Below are 16822 nucleotides of genomic sequence, written 5' to 3' on the forward strand. Positions count from 1 at the left end.
TAGGACCCGCCGCAAGCGAGGATAAGCGCACGATTGGATGATGGATTGTGTACTGACAGGTCATAATCCCTGGCAGGCTTCGTGACAGAATCGGCGCCGCCGGGAGCCGCCATGCAGTCGGCCCCGCCGCACGACCAAGGATGTCCCCGCAGCCCCGCCCCCATCCCTCCCGAAAGGCGACCCATGGACATTCTCTTCAACATGCGTGCCTTCGTCTGCGTGGCGGAGACCGGCAGCTTCACCGCCGCCGCCGCGCGCCTGGATCTGACCACCTCCTACATCTCGCGCGCCGTCGCCACCCTGGAAACCCACCTGCGCGCGCGCCTGCTGCACCGCACCACAAGACGCATCGCCCTGACCGAGGCTGGCCAGCGCTACCTGCTGCGCTGCCAGCAGATCCTCGGCTACATCGAGGAAGCCGAGGCCGAGGCCAGCGACGCCCACGCGCGCCCGGCCGGCAACCTCAAGGTCCACGCCATGACCGGCATCGGCCACCACTACCTGATCCAGGCGGCCGCCGACTACAGCGAGACCTACCCCGAGGTCAGCTTCGACCTGACCCTGGCCAACCGCACTACCGACATCCTCGACGAGGGCTACGACGTCTCGGTGATCACCGCCCGCGAACTGCCCGACTCCGGCTTCATCTCCAAGCAGTTGGGCACCACCTACAGCGTGCTGTGCGCCGCGCCCGGCTACCTCGCCAGGCACGGCGTCCCCGCCCGGCCCGGCGACCTGCTCCAGCACCGCTGCCTGCGCCTGGTCTATCCGGTGATGAGCCTCGACCAGTGGCTGCTCGACGGCCCCGCCGGCGAGGAGCTGGTCACCGTCGAGCACACCCACTTCCAGGTCAACACCGTCGACGCCATGGCCGTGGCGCTGCGGGCCGGCATGGGCATCGGCGCGCTACCGGTGTACTCGGCGCTGCCCAGCCTGCTGGATGGCAGCCTGGTGCGCGTACTGCCCGGGCACACCCTGTATCCGCTGGGGGTCTTCGCGCTCTACCCGTCGCGCCAGTACCTGGACGCCAAAATCCGCACCTGGGTCGAGTTCCTCCGCGAGCGCCTGCCGGCGCGCCTGGCGGCCGACGAACAGCAGCTGCTGGCGTGCAGCGCGCCGCCGGGGCAGTGATCGTCGGCTGAAAGCAGCAGCGACCAGCCATCGGCGCCGGCGCAACGCCACGGTCCTCTCTCAACCGCGGCGATCGCGCCGACACAAAGTTTTACAGCGCCGGACTGAAATTTCCGCCGCCGCGGTGGTCCTAGGAAGTGGCCGGCACTACCGGCACCCTAGGAGCCCCGATCATGCTTTCGCGTCTTGTCCTCGTCATCGCCCTGCTCGCCGGAGTGGCGCTGTTCATCCAGTCCCCGGCGCACGCCTCCGACCGCGATGGCTACTACCGCCACGACCGCTACGTCGAAGTCCATCGGGCGCCGGCGTACTACTACGAACCGCGCCCGGTCTACCGCGACCGCCACTACCGGCCCGCGCCGATCTACCGCGACGCCCCCCGCTACCGCCACGAGCGCTATCGCCGCGCCCATCGCCATGACCACCACCACCGCCGCCATCACCGCGACCATTACTACTACAGCGACCGGCGCTGGTAGGCGGGACGGCTGAGCCGCTGGCGGTGAGTGGCTTCCGGGTCTAGCCCAAAGCCACTCAGCTCTGCCCCTACCTCCGGGTAATCACCACCTCCAGATATTCCCCCGGCACCACCAGCGAGTCGGCGCCGCCGACGTTGCGCGCCGCCAGCAGGCGCTCGAGGTCGGCATGCAGCGCCGCCTGGCCGGCCGCGTCGAGGGCGGCGAAGGCCTTGTGGGTGGGGCCGTAGTAGGTTCGAAAGATCTCGATCCAGTGCGCCGCGGAGCGATAGCGGAAGTTGAACAGCTTGCGCGTGCAGCGAATGTCCGCAGCCTGCGGGCCGAACAGTTCGACCAGGGCGGCCTCGTCGCCCCAGCGCAGCGGCGAGCGCAGGCCGGCCGGCGGCGGCACATGGGCGCCGATCACTCGGAACAGCTCGCCGATGAAACCCTCCGGGGTCCAGTTGGCCAGGCCGATGCGCCCGCCATGGCGCACCACGCGCAGCAGCTCGGCGGCTGTGCGCGGCTGGTCGGGGGCGAACATCACGCCGAAGGTGGACAGCGCCACGTCGAAGCTGCCATCGGCAAACGGCAGGTTCTCGGCATCGGCAACCTGGAACTCCACCGCCAGGCCTTCGGCGCGGGCGCGGGCGGCGGCCTTGTCGAGCAGGTGCGGCACGTAGTCGGTCGAGGTCACCTCGGCGAAGCGGCGCGCCGCGGCCAGGGTGGCGTTGCCATTGCCGGCGGCCACGTCGAGCACGCGCTCGCCGGCACGCAGGTCGACGGCCTCGGCCAGCAACTCGCCGACGATCTGCAGGGTGGTGCCGATGACGGCGAAGTCGCCGCTGGCCCAGGTGGCCTGCTGGCGGGCCTTGATGGCGGCGAGGTCGGCTTGCGGGCTGACTGCGACGACGCTGGCCGGGCAGCCTGCGGTGGCTGTGTTCATGGTCGTTCTCCTCTGTGGACTGGGCGGGATGAGGGCATCCCGACGAGTCCATTGTTCCGCCGCGGCCGGATCGGTGCTTCACTGGGCGTCCGGGAAACTTGTCCGCGCGTCCGCGATTGCGCGCGCCCTTGAAGGGACGCTGCCCCCTGCACGCCGGCGCCGCCGGCCGGGAGCCAGGCCATGAGTCGGGATACGCTGTCGGATCTGCTGCGCGCCGTGCGCCTGCGCGGCGCGGTGTTCTACTACGTGAGCAACTGGGATGACTGGGCGGCCGAAGCCCCGCCGGCGCGGGAGATCGCCGCGGCTGTGCTGCCCGGCGCCGAGCACGTCATGGAGTTCCACCTGGTCGCCCGCGGCAGCGGCTGGGCAGCGGTCAGCGGGCTGCCGCCGGTACGCCTGGAAACCGGCGACATCGTGATGTTCCCCCACGGCGATGCCCACGTGATCTCCAGCGCCCCGGGCCTCGCGCCGCAGCGCATCGGCGCCGAATGGGTGTTCGCCACCCGCCACCTGCCCAAGCCGATGCCCATCGCCTTCCACCACGGCGTGCGCGAGCCCGGCTCGCCGCTACCCGTCGAGGAGGCCGATACCGTGCTGGTGTGCGGCTTCCTCGGCTGCGACCTGCGCCCCTTCAACCCGCTGATCACCGCCCTGCCGCGCCTGCTGCACCTGCCGGCCGCGCGCGCCGGCGGCTGGATCACCCGGGTCATCGACCAGGCGGCACGCGAGTCGGAAGAGCGTGGCCCCGGTGCCGAGGCGGTGCTGGAGCGGCTGGCGGAGATGATGTTCGTCGACACCGCGCGGCGCTACCTCGACAGCCTGCCCGAGGACGCCACCGGCTGGCTGGCCGGCCTGCGCGACCGTTACGTCGGCCACGCCCTGGCCCTGCTGCACGAGTCGCCCGCGCACCCGTGGAGCATGGACGAACTCAGCCATGCCGTCGGCCTGTCGCGCTCGGCGCTGCACGAGCGTTTCCTGCAGTTCCTAGCCCAGCCGCCGATGCACTACCTCACCCAGTGGCGCATCCAGGTCGGCTCGCGCCTGCTGCGCGAGAGCAACCGCACCGTCGCCGCCATCGCCCAGGAGGTCGGCTACGAGTCGGAAGCCGCCTTCTCGCGCGCCTTCAAGCGCCTGGTCGGCCTGCCGCCGGCGACCTGGCGGCGCAGCGTGGCGGCGGGCGAGTGAACGGTTACTCCCGCCCCTCGCGCTCCAGCAGCGCGCGCTTGCGCGCCACGCCCCAGCGGTAGCCGGACAGGCCACCGTCGCTGCGCAGCACGCGGTGGCAGGGGATCGCCACCGCCAGGGCATTGGCCGCGCAGGCACCGGCCACCGCGCGCACCGCTTTCGGCGCGCCGATGCGTGCGGCCAGTTCGGCGTAGCTGAGCGTGCTGCCGGCCGGGATGGCGCGCAGGGCCTGCCAGACGCGCTGCTGGAAGGCGGTGCCGTGCAGGTCCAGCGGCAGGTCGAGACCGATCCACGGCGCCTCGACGAAGCCGGCCACCTGCGCCAACAGGCGTTCGGCGTCGGCAGCGCCGTCGATCAGCTCGGCCTGCGGGAAGCGCTGGCGGAGCTCGTCGCGCAGCGCCTCGGGCCGGTCGCCGAGGAGGATGGCGCACAGCCCGCTCCCGCTGTGCGCCACCAGCAGCGCACCCAGCGCACACTGGCCGAGGGCAAAGCGGATCGGCATGGTCGGCCGGCCAGGTGGGGGCATCTTGCGGGCGCTGCTCATCGGACGTTCCTTTCGCGGGATCTCTGGGTAAAGATGACTGTACCTGCGACAGGCCGCGGCCGCATCCCGCCAGCCGTCGGCCGCCGCTGCCCACCTCCTGGATGACTTGCCCATGCCGAGCAGCACCACCCCCGACTACCGCGCCGCCAGCGCCCACCTGGCGGCGCTCGATGCCGACTGGGCGCGCCTGGTCGCCCAGGTCGGCCCCTGCACCCTGGAGCCCCGGCCGGCGCGCGAGCCGTACGAGGCGCTGGTGCGTGCGGTGGCCTACCAGCAGCTGCACGCCCGTGCGGCCGAGAGCATCCTCGCCCGGATGCTCGCCCTGTACCCGGACACGCCCTTCCCCAGCCCCGCGCAGCTGCTGGCCAGCGACTTCGACGCCCTGCGCGGCACCGGCCTGTCGGCGCGCAAGGTGGAGACCCTTCAGGGCATCGCCGCCGGCGCGCTGAGCGGCCTGGTGCCGGATCGCGAGGAGGCCGCGGCGCTGGACGACGAGGCGTTGATCGAGCGTCTGGTCAGCCTGCGCGGCATCGGCCGCTGGACGGTGGAGATGCTGCTGATCTTCACCCTCGAGCGCCTCGACGTGCTGCCGGTCGACGACTTCGGCGTGCGCAGCGGCTATCGCCGCCTCAAGGGCCTGGACCAGCTGCCGACGCCGCGCGAGCTGGCGCGCATCGGCACGGCGTACAGCCCGTGGCGCACGGTGGCGGCCTGGTACCTGTGGCGGGTGCCGACATGACGGCGACGGGCGGCGCCGATTAGACTCGGCGCACGCCCATTCCTGCGAGGATCGCCCATGGCCCGCCTGCAGCTCGAACTGCCCGAAGATGCCTTCCGCTTCACCACGCGCATGACCGTGCGCAGCACCGACATCAACGCCGGCCAGCATCTGGGCAACGACGCGCTGATCTCCATGCTCTCCGAGGCGCGCTCGCGCTTCCTGTTTGAGCACGGCATCGACGGCGGCGGCAATGCCGAGGGTTTCGGCATCGTGGTCACCGACCTCGCCACCCTGTACAAGGCCGAGGCCCACGAGCGCGACGTTCTGCTATTCGAGATCGGCGTGATGGACTTCAACAAGTACGGCGGCGACATCACCTTCCGCGTCAGCCGTCCGGCCGACGGCACCCTGGTGGCGCTGGCCAAGAACGGCTTCGTGTTCTTCGACTACCAGGCAGGCAAGGTGGCGCCGATGCCGGAGGAGTTCCGCGCGCGCTTCCCGGGGGTCAGCCAGGCTGCCTGACGCCTCAGCAACAACGGTTATCAGCAGCGCCGCCGCTACTTCCCATGAGTTGACCACCTGCGCCGTGTGTTCAGGAGCACTGGCTAGACTTGCAAGGAGGCCTTGCGCCTTGGGCGGTACAGGGGATCGTCGGCTGGGCCCGGTAAGGATATTTCCTGTCGGCTTGCCGAGGTTTGCATGTCCATCGTCCCCGACCGGCCAGCGTGGCTGGCCCGCCCCCTTCTCCCTCCGAGCGTCGAGGTGCGGCCATGAACCGCGAGGACGACCGGCTGCACGCCGGCTCGCCTCGCCGCGCCCGACAGCTGATCATCCTGCCCGCCCTGTTGCTCGGCCTCGGTCTGGCCCTGGCGCTGATCCTACAGCGCGAGCGCCCGAGCCCGCCGCCAGCGACCGTCGAAGCGCCGCCGGTAACCCAGGCCGGCAGCGCGGCGGAGCCGGAGCCCGCCCCGCCACCACCTCCGCCGGTCGCCAAGCCGAAGGCGGCGCCACCAACGGCCAAGGCCGCGGCCCCGAAAGAGCTGGCGAGCTGTCTGCCGCGCGGCAGCAACCTGCTCGACAACCGGGTGGCGCGCTGCCGCTTCGGCACCGCAGACGGCGCACCGCCAGCGACAGCCGCCCAGAAAGCCACAGCGCCGGCCAGAGCGTCCGCGCCCAAGGACCTCGAGCGCTGCCTGCCGCGCGGCAGCAACCTGCTCGACAACCGAGTGGCCCGCTGCCGCTTCGGCACGCCGGACGGCGCACCGCCCCCGACGAAGCGGGCGACGCCGCCGAGTTGAGGCGCTGACGCCTCTCCCTCAGAAAATCCGGCAATCAGTAGCCCTGCCGCTACTTCCTATCGATTGGCCACCGACCACGCCGGCGGCCTTTCCGTATCCGCAAACTGACTAGAATTTGACCAAGGCGTGACGCTGTAAGCTGCACGGGACCGCTGGCTCGCCTGGGTAGGGAGGTTTTCTGTCGGATCGTTGAGGTACCCATGAACATCAAATACGTCCTGCTGACCCTGGCCGCCTGCTCGAGCATCGCCCTGGCGGCCGAGCCCCCGGTGGAGGAATACGTCTACGGCATGCCCCTGGACATCGACAAGGTGGTGGCCATCACCGAACCGGACGAGCTGTACGCGCCCTGCCGCGTGGTGTCGGCACAGATGAGCTACGAGGATTCCACCGGCCAGCTGCGCACCCTCGAATACCTCAGGATGAGTAGCGTCTGCAGCGACATCGAGGGCAGCCTCTAACCCCCTCGCCCGCACGCCCGCCGCTCAATCCCCGGCCGCGGGTGGCGGCGCAGTGTCGGCCAGCGCCGTGGCCAACTCGCCGAGGCGGCGCAGCGCAGCGCTGACCCGCTCGTCCAGCTCCTGGCAGCAGGACAGGCGCAGGCAGTGGCGAAACCGCGCGCCGTTGGAATACAGCTGGCCAGGAATGATGACGATGCGCTCGGCCAGCGCGGCGTGGAACAGCTCGAGGCTGTCCACCGTTTCCGGCAACTCCAGCCACAGCAGGAAACCACCCACCGGCTGGGTGGCGCGGGTGCCGGCCGGGAAGTGGCGGGCGATCAGCCCGCGCATCGCATCCACCTGCGCCGCGTAGCGCCGGCGCAGGGCACGCAGGTGGTGATCGTAGCCGCCGCTCTCGAGGAACAGGCCGACCGTCTCGGCCAACAGCACCGACTCGGCGACGCTGGAGCTGAACTTCAGCTGACGCACCGCGTCGCGAAAGCGCCCGGCCTCCAGCCAGCCGATGCGGTAGTCCGGCGCCAGGGTCTTGGTGTAGCTGGCGCAGGTCATCACCCAACCGTCGCGGTCGAAGGCCTTGACCGTCGGCTGCAGCGGTTCGGCGAACTGCAGCTCGGCGTACAGGGCATCCTCGATGAGCGGCACCCGGTGCTGGTTGACCAGCTCGGCCAGGCGCTGCTTGGCCGCCAGCGGCATGCTGCAGCCCAGCGGGTTGTGCACCGTGGGCATGGCGACGATGGCCGCCAGGCGCTTCTCCTCCAGCAGCAGCTCCAGCGCGTCCAGCGCCAGGCCGTGCTGCGGGTGGGTGGGGATCTCCAGCACCTTGAGGCCGAGGCTGGCCAAGAGCGGGTAGAGGTTGAAGTAGCTCGGCGACTCCACGCCCACGGTGTCGCCGGCGCGGGTCACCGCGCGCAGCGCCAGCTGCAGCGCCTCCATGGCGCCGTGGGTGAGCAGGATGTCGTCGGCCGCCAGGGTCATGCCGAGCAGCGCGGCGCGCCGGGCGATCTGCTCGCGCAGGCGCAGCGAGCCCGGCGGCAGGGCGTAGCGACCGACCAGCTGCGGCTGGCGGCGCAGCAGGCTGGCGGTCAGCCGCGCCAGCTTGGCGCCCGGATAGAACGCCTCGCCGCGCGGGCAGGCCAGCGCCAGGTCGACATGGTCGGCACGCTGCTGGCTCTGCAGCACCATCGCCATCAGGTCGTCCATCGCCCCCGCCGGGCGCACCCCGGACGGCCGCTCGCGCAGCGGCCGCTGCAGCGGTGGCAGGCTGCTGCGCACGTAGTAGCCGGACTGTGGGCGCGCCTCTATCAGGCCGCGATCCTCGAGCAGGCGGTAGGCAGCGGTGACGGTGTTGAGGCTCAGCTCATGCTGGGCGGCACAGGCCCGCACCGACGGCAGGCGGACGCCGGCCGGCAGACTGCCGCGGTCGATGGCCGCGGCCAGTTCGTCGGCCAGCAGGCGGTAGCGGACGGGTGCATTCATGGCGGTTCACCGGTGACAGCGGGATGGACATGCGATGGTGACAGTTGACTAACCATTCAATCTGTAACCATGACAAAAGTGGTTTTGTGAGTCTGTCACCATTTGCCGCCACTGCCTAGCATGGACTGCCATGGATCAACTGCAGGAGCCTGCCATGTTCGAAGCCCTCGCCCTGGCCAGCTACATGGGAGTGATGTCGATCACCCCCGGCCCCAACAACATCATGCTCACCACCTCGGGGGTGAACTTCGGCTTCCGCCGCACCCTGCCGCACATGCTCGGCATCGCCTTCGGCTGCTCCCTGCAGCTGCTGCTGTGCGCCGCGCTGTTCGCTTCGGTGGCCGACTGGCTCGGCGAGGTGCGCCCGCTGCTGGCCGCCGCCGGCTGCGCCTACCTGCTGTGGCTGTCGCTGAAGCTGGCCCGCGCCGCCGCGCCGGGCCGCAGCGAGACGGCACGACCGATGGGCTTCGTCGCCGCCGCGCTGTTCCAGTGGATCAATCCCAAGGCCTGGGTGATGGTGCTCAACGCCTGCGTGCTGTTCATGCCGCAGGGCGGCCAGCTGCCGGCCGCCGCGGCCATGGCGCTGCTGGCGCTGCTGGTCAACCTGCCGTGCATCGCGGTGTGGGCATGGGGCGGCGAGCGCCTGCGCCACTGGCTGCAGCAGGACTGGGCGCTGCGCCTGTTCAACCTGGGCATGGCCGGCCTGCTGGCCGCCACCGCGCTGTGGCTGCTGGTGGATGAGCTGATGCGCTGAGGGTGGCGGGCGCGCCGGACGCGATCCAGAATGAGGGGCAGCGCCCCGCTCTCCCCCTTTCTGCACGGACGCCACGAGGAGCCCCATGCGCGCGATCTACCTCGACACCGAATTCACCCAGCTCAGCCTCGACCGGCAGCTGATCTCCCTGGCCCTGGTCGATGCCGGCGGCGCCGAGTTCTATGTCGAACTCAGCGACGGCTGGTGCGCAGACGACTGCTCGGAGTTCGTCCACGAGCACGTCCTGCCGCAGCTCGACCTTGCGCGCCATGGCCTGCCCAGCCGCGAGGCTCGCCAGGCGCTGCATGCCTTCCTCGCCGGCCTCGGCGCGGTGGAAGTCGTCGGTGATGCGCTGGCCTGGGACTGGCCGCTGCTGCTCGGCCTGCTCGAACCGCTCGGCCTGCCGGCCAACGTGCGGGGCTGCCGCCAGGTCGACGACCCGCTCGGCCAGCTGCCCAGCGAGGACATCCCCCACCACGCCCTGCTCGACGCGCGCCTGCTGCGCGACCTGTGCGAGGGCTGCGGCGACTAGCCGCCCTCCTGCAACCGCTGCAACTCGCGGCGCACCATGCTGGCGAACTGCGGCGGGCTGAGCGCGTACAGCTCACCCGCCACCCAAGCCAGCCAGCGCACGCCGAGGCGCCCGCGCGCGGCCAGCAGGCGTTCGGCCTCGGCCTGCGCACGGGCCTGGTGGGTGCGATGGTAGTCGGCGCGGGAGGTGTTCGGCGCCGCGTGGTCGTGGTCGTGGTCAGGCATGCGTTATCTCGGCGGAAACGACAACCGGCGGCGGACGGCTAGGCGCGAGTCGGAATGAGGGGCGGAGATTCTAGCCGACCACGGGGATCACGGCGCTCACGGCGTCGCCGGTTCCTCGACCTCACGCCAGCTGCTGTCCGGGTCGAAACGGGGCATCGCCACGGCCTGCTGTTCGCTGTCCGGCCCCATGTCCTTCTCGAACACCTGGCCATCGTGGCTGATCATGAAGCTCATTACCCCGCTGTCGGCGTACTCGGCCGGCCAGGCGATCAGGGCGAAGCCGCGGCTCATGTTGTCGCCGAGCTTGTAGCCGTAGGCGCCGCCCGGCGCCGATGGGCCCTGGGCGTCGAGGATGCGGTAGCGGTAGCCGTGCCACTCGCCGTCCGGCAGCTCGTCGCCGAACAGCGGGCCGAGCGGGCTCGCCTCGATGCCCGGCTCGTCGGGCCAGTACAACCCGTCGTACTGGCCGTCGCTGCTCATGAACTTCTGCGCGTACTCGAGCACCCCGTCGCCGTCGTGGTCGACCTCGGCGTAGTCCATCTGTGCGTCGTGGTAGGCGCGCACCGCCTCTATGGTGGCCAGCTCGTTGCGGCCGATGCGCCGCGCACGGATCTCCTCGCCACCGGCCTTGGCATCAAAACTCCAGCCGTCCTGGCCCTGGACCAGCGGCAGGGGGAAGGTCCAGGGCGTGTTGCCGACCACCAGGCGCGACCGGCCCTGCCCGACGGACTGGACCGCATGCTTCTCCCGGTAGAGAGCGAGGAAGGCATCGACATCCTTGCGCTCGATGTCATCGGTGGGGATGTAGGTTTGCCAGTCGTCGCCGAGCAGCGCGGCCATGCGCTGGGGATCGGCATGCTCGGTGCCCAGCGCGGCGATCAGCGCATCGACGGCAACGGTGGGGGTAGCGAAGGCTTGCTGGGCGCGCGCCTCCCAGGTCAACAGTGCCAGCAGCGCCGGCAGGCAGATACGCAAGAGCGGATGCATGGGAAGTCTCCTTGTCTCAACGCCGGAAGCCGCCGCCACCGCCACCGCGGGAAGGTCTGCTGGGTGCCGAGCGCTGCACCGGGCGGCTGGCGCGCTCCGCCCGCGGCCGGCTGGCCGAGGCCCGGCTGGTCTCGCCACGGCTGGCGACGGCGCTGGAGCGCGACGGCTCGCGCGCGCCGGCGAAGGCGTTGTTACGCGTGCTTGGGCTACTGGCGTACTGCTGGCGCGCCTGCTGGCGGGCCTGCGTGCTGTTCTGCGTGCGCTGGCGCGGCTGGGCGCCGGCCTGGCTGCGCTGGCCGATCCGCTCCGGCTGGCTGCGCCCCCCCCGATCGGCGGCCTGCCCGCGCTCGCGCTGCTGGGCCTGGCTGCGCATCTCGCGGTCGGCGACCTGGGCCCGCTCGCGCGCCTCGCGGTTGCTGGTGGCCGGCGCCTGGATGCCGCGCTGGCTCAGGGTCTGGCTGGCCCGCTCGCGCTCGGCCATGCGCGCTGGCTCGCGGCCACGCAGGGCCTCGCGCTGCTCGCTGCCGGGCAGGCGCTGGCTGTAGCGCTCGCGGCTGGCGCTGTCCCGATAGGGCACGCCGTCGCGGTTCACCGCGTTGTGCTGCCAGTTTCTCTGGCTGGCGTCGATCTTCCGGTTGCTGTTGATGTTGTTGTACTTGTTGACGTCGATGTCGATGTCGCCGCCCCCCCAGTCGCAGTCGCCCCAGATCGAGTCGATGATCGCCACGCCAGCGGCGAAGCCCAAGCCGGCGACCAGCGCTGAGCCGAAGTAGTAGCCGGGCGGCGGCGGGTAGTACGCCGGCGGGTAGGACGGATACGGCCAGCTGCCGTAGACCACGCTGGGGTTGTAGCTTGGCACGTAGATCACCTGCGGGTCGGCCGGCTCGATGATGATGGTCTGCTCGGCCGGCGGCGCCTGCACCACGGTGGTGGCCCCCCCCTCTGCCGCACTCTGCACGGTGACCGTCTGCTGCTCGTTGGACTCGAGGTTGCCGGCGGCCTGCGCCTGGCGCCGCAGGCGCTGCACCGAGTCCATCACGTCGCTCGGCTGGGCGAGGAAGGCATCGCCGACCCGCTGCACCCAGGCCGGGTCCTGGCCGAGGGTGACCAGCAGCGCCGGGAAGGCGACCAACGACTGCACGCTGGGATCCCAGGGCTGGTCGGCCACCTGGCGCACGGCGTCGTCGCCGCTGGCGTCCGGATGGGCCTTGGACCAGGCCACGGCGTCGGCGACGTTGCCCGGGTAGGTCGCCGCCATCAGTACCTGGGCCAACAGAGAGTCGGGATACAAGGCGATCGGCGCCATCATCTGGTCGAGTTCCTCGTCGCGGAACACGGCCTCGGCCGGCGCCGGCGCTGCGGGCGGAGCGGCGGCCGGGGTGCCCGGCGCCTCCTGGGCGAAAGGGGCGCCCTGGTCGGGGCTGCCGAGCATGGCCAGCACCGCGAGCAGGACGGCGCTGAAACGGCGATCGATACACATGTCGCTTCTCCTGAGCGCGCAAAGCAGGGCGAAACGCAGGGCCTGGCCCATCGCCACCGTGAACTGTCGCGGTTTGAAAAGCATAGGCGTTGTGTGGCGACTGACGAGGCATAAACCAGCTATCGGCAGGGGGCCCCAGCGACGGACGGCGGCTCCAGGCAATGCCATCCTTTCCGCCTTATCGCCGGGACATTCACGCCACGCCGCCCGGCACGGCGACGCGGCATGCAGACGAGGCATCCTCCTGGTGGCAATCATCGTCTCGCAGCTGGCCCTCGCCCACCAGGTTTCCGATCCCCGGTGCACGTGCTCGGCCGCAAGCCCGGCAGCAACGTGTTCCGCCCGCTGGTCGCCGAAACCGGCGCACGCGTGGTGGCGCTCGACCTCTGCGCGGCCTTCGATCTGGAGTACACCGCCCTCAAGATGCCCATCGAGGCGGAGCAGCGGCCGCGCGAGAAGGGCGTGATGCTCTGGATAGTCGGACCGAATCCGGTCGTGCAGGCGATGCTGATGAACTCACCGCTGGGGCAGGCACTGGGTGCCGAGCGGGTGTTCAACAATCTCGAGGAAGCGGTGGCGCGCTACCAGGCAATGACGGCGGGAGCCTGAGTTCGCCTCGCCGAGACGAAAAGGCCGCTGACGAAACGGGAAAGGGACGGGGCACCTGGTCGCGCGCCCCTCGGAAGATCCGGGGAAAAGTCCGCCCGCACGTGCAGCCCCCCTCTGGAATACAGCTAGCCGTGCCCCGGTGCATCGCTCAGGCTGATCTCCAGCAGGTCGATCTCGTGCACCAGCTTGCGCAGTACATTGCAGTCGATGCTGCGACTGCGCCGCAGGCGGAACAGTTGCTCGCGCTCCGCCGCCAGCGCCTGCAGGCGCAGATCGCGCTCGGCCTGCATCAGCGCCAGCAGGCTGTCCAGGTCCTCGCCACCGTGATCGCCGTAGTCGAGCCGCCGGCGGTACAGGTCGAGCACCTGCAGGCCGGCCTCGTCGTAGGCGGAGGCACCACCGCTCGCGGCCGCGGCCTCCGCCACGATCTCCTCGATCCGGCGCATCGCCGCCTCGGTGGCGGAAATCCGCGCCACCGCCTCGCCATCCTCGTGGGCGGCGTGCTGCAGATCCACCTTCAGGCCGCGGGTGAGCAGCGGCAGGCCGACGCTGGCGATCAGCAGGGAGAAGATGATCACCCCCATCGCCAGCAGGATCACCGCCTCCCGCGCCGGGAACGGCGTGCTGTCCTGCAGCGCCAGCGGCAGGGTGAGGATGCCGGCCAGGGTGATCGCCCCGCGCACCCCCGCGGTGGCCTTGATCGCCAGCAGGCGGACGTGCGGCATGACGTGACGCTCGCCGCGCAGGCGGGCCGGGACGGAGGCGACGAAATGGTACAGCCATACCCAGGTGAACCGCAGCGCACCCAGCGCCAGGGTCAGCGCGCCGGCGTAGCCGAGCAGGTGCCACGGGCTCGCCGCGCCGATCCCGCCAGCCACCGCCGGCAGCGCGTCGATCATGGTCGGCAACTGGGCGCCCAGCAGCAGGAAGATGCCGCCGTTGAGGGCGATCTGCACGGTGTCCCAGACCGCGCTGCGCTGGGTGCGGGTCACCGCCAGCGCCGGGCCGGACAGCTCGACGTAGTGCATGGCGACGCCGGCGACCGCCGCGGCGAGGATGCCCGACACGTGCAGGTGCTCGCCGGCCAGGTAGGCGGCGAACGGGATCAGCAGGCTGATCAGGATCTGGATACCCGGCTCCTCGCCGGCGCGCGCGACCAGCACCCGGTTGAGCCGGCCGATCGCCCAGGTCACCCCCAGGCCGGTGAGCACACCGCCGCCGGCGACCACCACGAAGCTCAGCGAGGCCTGCGCCAGCGAGAAGGAGCCGGTCAGCACCGCGGCCACGGCGAAGCTGAAGCAGACCAGGCCGGTGGCGTCGTTGAGCAGCGACTCGCCTTCGAGGATGTGCATCAGTCGCGAGGGCAGCGGCGAGTCGGCGGTCATCGCCCCCACCGCCACCGGGTCGGTCGGCGACAGGATCGCCGCCAGGGCGAAGGCCACCGCCAGCGGCACCGCCGGCAGCAGCCAGTGGATGAAGTAGCCCATCGCCGCCACGGTGAACACCACCAGGCCGATGGCCATGGTCAGGATCGGGCGCCAGTTCTGGAACAACGCGCCCTTGGGGATGCGCCAGCCATCGAGGAACAGCAGCGGCGGGATGAACAGCAGCAGGAACAGATGCGGCTCGAACTCGATATCGAAGCCGATCACCTCCGACAGCCCGGCGCCGATGAGGATCTGCAGCAGCGGCAGGGGAAGTTTCCACGGCAGCAGCCGGGCGACGAAGGTGCTGGCCACCAGCGCCAGCAGCAGTACCAGAACGATCGTTACCGCGAACATCCAACCTCCTTGTGCGTTCCTGCGGCGAAACCCGCTCGTACTTGGGCCGAAAGCGGGAGGCCAGAAACGACAAAGGCCCACCCGAAGGTGAGCCTTTGTCTGAAGTCTGATGGTGCCGGCACCAGGAGTCGAACCCGGGACCTACTGATTACAAGTCAGTTGCTCTACCAGCTGAGCTATACCGGCAATGGCTCGGGATTATAGCGATTGGCGCGCCGGAGTAAACCCGGAAATGCCTGAATCCTCAGGGATTTGCATCACTCCGCGGCTCGGCCCGCACAAATTCCAGGGCATGTTTCAGGCTCGCCGTGGACAGCTCGCCCAGGTGGCGGTGGCGCAACTGGCCGTCGGCGGCGTAGAACAGGGTGGTCGGCAGGGTGCGCGAGCCGGTGTGCTGGCCGAGGCGGCTGGCGCCGTCGAGCAGCACGTCGTGAGTGTCCATGCCCTGGTGGGCAAGAAAGCGCACCACCTCGGCGGCGCCTTCGCCCTGGTTGACCAACAGGAAGCGCATCTCCGGCTCGCTCTGCCGAGCAGCCAGCAGCACCGGCATCTCGCGCCGGCACGGCGGGCACCACGTGGCCCACAGGTTGACCACCAGCGGCTGGCCGACCAGGCCGGCCAGTTGCACCGGGCGGCCGGCGAGGTCGTGGAGGACCAGCTCGGGCAGGCGGCTGCCGCGCTCGAACTGCTGCAGGGCAAAGCTGCCGAGGCCCCAGAGCAGGCCACCGGCCAGCAGGCCGAGCGCCAGCGGACGACGCAGCAGCGGGCGACGCCAGGCGTAGCCGAGGCCGACCAGCAGCGCGCCGAGCAGACCGGGCAACGGCAGGAAGCCGCCGTCGCGGATGTCCAGCGTCTGCCAGGGCGCGGCCGCGTAGTCGCCGGCGTAGTGAGCGACAAAGGCCAGCCGCGCCAGCACGAGACCGCCGAGCAGCATGGCGAACAGCGCCGGTTCGGGATCGGTCGCGCGCCGCCGCCCCACCCACCAGCCGCAGCCCCAGGCGAGCGCGAAGGCCAGCAGCAACAGCAAGGAGCGCACCGGCAGCGCCAGCGGGCCGAGATCGAGGGTCAGCATCGGGCCTCCACGGCGGAGATCGGCGGCATCGGATATCCTTGTCGGAGCGATTCGGGCGGCCATCTTCGCCCGCAGCGCGTAGCGGGGCCAGCCCGGCGCCGTTACCGGAAATGACCTGCGGAGCAACTCCATGCGCATCCTGCTCACCGGCGGTGCCGGTTTCATCGGCTCGGCGCTGGTGCGCCACCGCGGGCATCAGCTGCTCTCCCCCCGCGACGCCCAGGGCGCGGACCTGGACGACGCCGAGGTATTCGACTGATGAAGATCCTGCTGCTCGGCGCCCACGGCCAGCTCGGCCACAGCCTCGCCCCGCTGCTGGCCAGTTGCGGCGATCTGCAGGCGCTGACCCGCGCCGAGCTGGACCTGCACGACCGGGCCGCGCTGCGCCAGTGCCTGCGTCGCGAGCGGCCGCAGTTGGTGGTCAACGCCGCGGCGTACACCGCGGTGGAGCAGGCCGAGCGCGAGCCGGCGGCAGCCTTCGCCCTCAACGCCGAGGCTCCCGCCGTGATGGCCGAGGAGGCCGCCGCGCTGGGCGCCTGGCTGCTGCACTACTCCACCGACTACGTCTTCGACGGCCGCCTCGGTCGGCCATACCGGGAAACCGACGCCTGCGCACCGCTGAATGTCTACGGGCACAGCAAGCTGAGCGGCGAACAGGCCATCGCTGCGGCCGGCGGGCCGCACCTGATCCTGCGTAGCAGCTGGCTGTACAGCCGCCACGGCCACAACTTCCTGCTCACCATGCAGCGCCTGCTGCGCGAGCGCGCCGAGGTGCGCGTGGTCGCCGACCAGCTCGGCAATCCGACCAGCTGTGCGGCCCTCGCCGCGGCCTCGACGGCGCTGGTGGCGCGCATCGCCGCCGGCAATCCCGGCCCGGCCGGGCTGTACCACGCCAGCTGCAGCGGCGGCGCCAGCTGGTACGACCTCGCCCAGGCGATCGCCGCCGACCTGCGCGGCCACGGCGAGACCTGCGCGCGCCTGCTGCCGGTCGCCGCCGCCGACTATCCGAGCGCGGTGGCGCGGCCGACCGACTCACGCCTGGACTGCAGCGCGCTGGCCCGCGACTGGGGGGTGGCGATGCCGGACTGGCGCAGCGCGCTGGCGGCCTGTCTGGCCGGCCCGGCCTGAGCGCCCCATAATGCCGGCAGACTCCCTGCCGACCGCCG

The 16822-nt window shown here is 71.0% G+C and carries 19 protein-coding genes, 1 tRNA gene and 1 pseudogene; 12 read left to right on the forward strand and 9 right to left on the reverse strand.

Annotated elements, in window-relative coordinates; translation table 11 throughout:
- Positions 1 to 183 precede the first annotated feature (183 nt).
- Both BMZ19_RS06675 and BMZ19_RS06680 read left to right on the forward strand, forming a co-directional pair.
- Positions 184 to 1131, forward strand: a complete 948-nt coding sequence (locus BMZ19_RS06675; protein ID WP_090308733.1) for a LysR family transcriptional regulator — start codon at positions 184 to 186, stop codon at positions 1129 to 1131.
- A gap of 173 nt (positions 1132 to 1304) precedes the next feature.
- Positions 1305 to 1610 carry a hypothetical protein gene (locus BMZ19_RS06680; protein ID WP_090308737.1) on the forward strand — a complete coding sequence of 102 codons (306 nt, stop codon included), beginning with the start codon at positions 1305 to 1307 and terminating at the stop codon, positions 1608 to 1610.
- 67 nt (positions 1611 to 1677) lie between these two features.
- On the opposite strand, the gene BMZ19_RS06685 is transcribed toward BMZ19_RS06680, so the two are convergent.
- The gene (locus BMZ19_RS06685) at positions 1678 to 2532 is read right to left on the reverse strand and encodes a class I SAM-dependent methyltransferase (protein WP_090308740.1); all 855 of its coding nucleotides are present in this window, start codon (positions 2530 to 2532) and stop codon (positions 1678 to 1680) included.
- Between the two features lie 180 nt (positions 2533 to 2712).
- Between BMZ19_RS06685 and BMZ19_RS06690 the strand changes: the two genes are divergently transcribed.
- The gene (locus BMZ19_RS06690; RefSeq protein WP_090308743.1) at positions 2713 to 3717 is read left to right on the forward strand and encodes an AraC family transcriptional regulator; all 1005 of its coding nucleotides are present in this window, start codon (positions 2713 to 2715) and stop codon (positions 3715 to 3717) included.
- A gap of 4 nt (positions 3718 to 3721) precedes the next feature.
- Here BMZ19_RS06690 and BMZ19_RS06695 read toward each other — a convergent pair.
- A pseudogene (locus tag BMZ19_RS06695) lies at positions 3722 to 4213 on the reverse strand (methylated-DNA--[protein]-cysteine S-methyltransferase); the annotation flags it as partial.
- A gap of 160 nt (positions 4214 to 4373) precedes the next feature.
- Between BMZ19_RS06695 and BMZ19_RS06700 the strand changes: the two are divergent.
- The 4 genes from BMZ19_RS06700 to BMZ19_RS06715 all read left to right on the forward strand — a co-directional run bounded on the left by BMZ19_RS06700 (position 4374) and on the right by BMZ19_RS06715 (position 6741).
- Positions 4374 to 5000, forward strand: a complete 627-nt coding sequence (locus BMZ19_RS06700) for a DNA-3-methyladenine glycosylase family protein (protein ID WP_090308746.1) — start codon at positions 4374 to 4376, stop codon at positions 4998 to 5000.
- 57 nt (positions 5001 to 5057) lie between these two features.
- Positions 5058 to 5504, forward strand: coding sequence for an acyl-CoA thioesterase (locus BMZ19_RS06705; RefSeq protein WP_090308751.1), 447 nt, complete (start codon positions 5058 to 5060; stop codon positions 5502 to 5504).
- A gap of 248 nt (positions 5505 to 5752) precedes the next feature.
- A complete protein-coding gene (locus BMZ19_RS06710) occupies positions 5753 to 6280 on the forward strand; it encodes a hypothetical protein (RefSeq protein WP_090308753.1) in 528 nt (175 codons plus the stop codon).
- A 200-nt stretch (positions 6281 to 6480) separates the two neighbouring features.
- The gene (locus tag BMZ19_RS06715) at positions 6481 to 6741 is read left to right on the forward strand and encodes a DUF2790 domain-containing protein (protein ID WP_090308756.1); all 261 of its coding nucleotides are present in this window, start codon (positions 6481 to 6483) and stop codon (positions 6739 to 6741) included.
- 24 nt (positions 6742 to 6765) lie between these two features.
- Here BMZ19_RS06715 and BMZ19_RS06720 read toward each other — a convergent pair whose 3' ends face one another.
- Positions 6766 to 8217 (reverse strand): aminotransferase-like domain-containing protein, encoded by a 1452-nt coding sequence (locus BMZ19_RS06720; RefSeq protein WP_090308759.1) that lies wholly within the window; start codon positions 8215 to 8217, stop codon positions 6766 to 6768.
- A 154-nt stretch (positions 8218 to 8371) separates the two neighbouring features.
- On the opposite strand from BMZ19_RS06720, the gene BMZ19_RS06725 reads away from it, so the two are divergent.
- Positions 8372 to 8971, forward strand: a complete 600-nt coding sequence (locus BMZ19_RS06725) for a LysE family translocator (protein WP_090308762.1) — start codon at positions 8372 to 8374, stop codon at positions 8969 to 8971.
- Positions 8972 to 9056: 85 nt separating this feature from the next.
- A complete protein-coding gene (locus BMZ19_RS06730; RefSeq protein ID WP_090308765.1) occupies positions 9057 to 9503 on the forward strand; it encodes a 3'-5' exoribonuclease in 447 nt (148 codons plus the stop codon).
- On the opposite strand, the gene BMZ19_RS06735 is transcribed toward BMZ19_RS06730, so the two are convergent.
- From BMZ19_RS06735 to BMZ19_RS06745, 3 genes are all read right to left on the reverse strand, one after another.
- On the reverse strand, positions 9500 to 9727 hold the full coding sequence (locus BMZ19_RS06735) for a hypothetical protein (RefSeq protein ID WP_090308768.1): 228 nt from the start codon (positions 9725 to 9727) through the stop codon (positions 9500 to 9502). The genes BMZ19_RS06730 and BMZ19_RS06735 overlap by 4 nt on opposite strands.
- Before the next feature lie 96 nt (positions 9728 to 9823).
- Positions 9824 to 10714: a DUF2950 domain-containing protein gene (locus BMZ19_RS06740; protein WP_090308772.1), complete on the reverse strand. Its 891-nt coding sequence runs from the start codon at positions 10712 to 10714 to the stop codon at positions 9824 to 9826.
- Between the two features lie 16 nt (positions 10715 to 10730).
- Positions 10731 to 12194: a DUF3300 domain-containing protein gene (locus BMZ19_RS06745; protein WP_090308775.1), complete on the reverse strand. Its 1464-nt coding sequence runs from the start codon at positions 12192 to 12194 to the stop codon at positions 10731 to 10733.
- A 300-nt stretch (positions 12195 to 12494) separates the two neighbouring features.
- Here BMZ19_RS06745 and BMZ19_RS06750 point away from each other — a divergent pair, with 300 nt between their 5' ends.
- Positions 12495 to 12803: a hypothetical protein gene (locus tag BMZ19_RS06750; RefSeq protein WP_090308777.1), complete on the forward strand. Its 309-nt coding sequence runs from the start codon at positions 12495 to 12497 to the stop codon at positions 12801 to 12803.
- A 125-nt stretch (positions 12804 to 12928) separates the two neighbouring features.
- Here BMZ19_RS06750 and BMZ19_RS06755 read toward each other — a convergent pair whose 3' ends face one another.
- The 3 genes from BMZ19_RS06755 to BMZ19_RS06765 form a co-directional block, all read right to left on the reverse strand.
- Positions 12929 to 14584 (reverse strand): Na+/H+ antiporter, encoded by a 1656-nt coding sequence (locus BMZ19_RS06755; protein WP_090308780.1) that lies wholly within the window; start codon positions 14582 to 14584, stop codon positions 12929 to 12931.
- A 110-nt stretch (positions 14585 to 14694) separates the two neighbouring features.
- Positions 14695 to 14770: transfer RNA gene (locus BMZ19_RS06760), tRNA-Thr, on the reverse strand.
- Between the two features lie 58 nt (positions 14771 to 14828).
- Positions 14829 to 15656, reverse strand: a complete 828-nt coding sequence (locus BMZ19_RS06765) for a TlpA disulfide reductase family protein (RefSeq protein WP_090308783.1) — start codon at positions 15654 to 15656, stop codon at positions 14829 to 14831.
- 130 nt (positions 15657 to 15786) lie between these two features.
- Between BMZ19_RS06765 and BMZ19_RS22780 the strand changes: the two genes are divergently transcribed.
- Both BMZ19_RS22780 and rfbD read left to right on the forward strand, forming a co-directional pair.
- Positions 15787 to 15915, forward strand: a complete 129-nt coding sequence (locus BMZ19_RS22780; protein ID WP_280142145.1) for a hypothetical protein — start codon at positions 15787 to 15789, stop codon at positions 15913 to 15915.
- Positions 15915 to 16784: a dTDP-4-dehydrorhamnose reductase gene (gene rfbD, locus BMZ19_RS06770; RefSeq protein ID WP_090308785.1), complete on the forward strand. Its 870-nt coding sequence runs from the start codon at positions 15915 to 15917 to the stop codon at positions 16782 to 16784. Before BMZ19_RS22780 ends, rfbD begins: the two co-directional genes overlap by 1 nt.
- Positions 16785 to 16822 lie beyond the last annotated feature (38 nt).

Source organism: Pseudomonas linyingensis (assembly GCF_900109175.1).
Taxonomy (GTDB): domain Bacteria; phylum Pseudomonadota; class Gammaproteobacteria; order Pseudomonadales; family Pseudomonadaceae; genus Geopseudomonas; species Geopseudomonas linyingensis.